The organism is Labilibaculum sp. K2S, assembly GCF_030372765.1.
Classification (GTDB): domain Bacteria; phylum Bacteroidota; class Bacteroidia; order Bacteroidales; family Marinifilaceae; genus Labilibaculum.
The window spans coordinates 1-545 of the sequence record NZ_JAUCMW010000084.1 but is presented as its reverse complement, the minus strand read 5'-3'; the positions used below and the strand labels follow the sequence as shown (position 1 = coordinate 545).

1 pseudogene is annotated in these 545 nt (G+C 33.0%); it reads right to left on the bottom strand.

From position 1 onward, the window contains the following. A pseudogene (locus QUH73_RS20815) lies at nucleotides 1–497 on the bottom strand (hypothetical protein); the annotation flags it as partial. Between the last annotated feature and the right edge of the window lie 48 nt (nucleotides 498–545).

The window sequence follows — 545 nt, the reverse complement described above, 5'->3', positions numbered from 1 at the left end:
CTAATCTCTGCCATAAGCTCATCATGATTCATTATAAAGGTATTCAATACATTATCCAGACTCTTATTGTATACCACCAGACTATCACCTTTAATCCCAATACTTTTATCGGAAAAAGGAAGCAGACAATAATCGTTATCTGCGCTATTAAATCCATGTAAATTAATGCATTCCTCTTTCTCAAAAGAATACAGATAGTTGTCAAATCCACCTTTTCCTATTCCTGCATCAGAAGCAAATAAAACACCTTGCGGAATAATAGATGGAAAAATTTCATTAAACGGAGTATTTATTTTATCTCCGGCATTAACTGGTTTGCCCCATTTCTTACCATCAAATTTGGAATAATAAATATCCCATCCACCATAACCATCAGGATGGTTCATACAGAAGTACAAGCGTTCTGATTCTTCATCGTAATAGGGCATACTGGAATTGTATTTCTCTGAATTAAACGGAAATTCAGGCAACCTGTCTTTCTTTATTTCAATCTTCATAGATTTGTCTTTTTTAGACATCAATGAATAAAAAACATCTTTTGAATT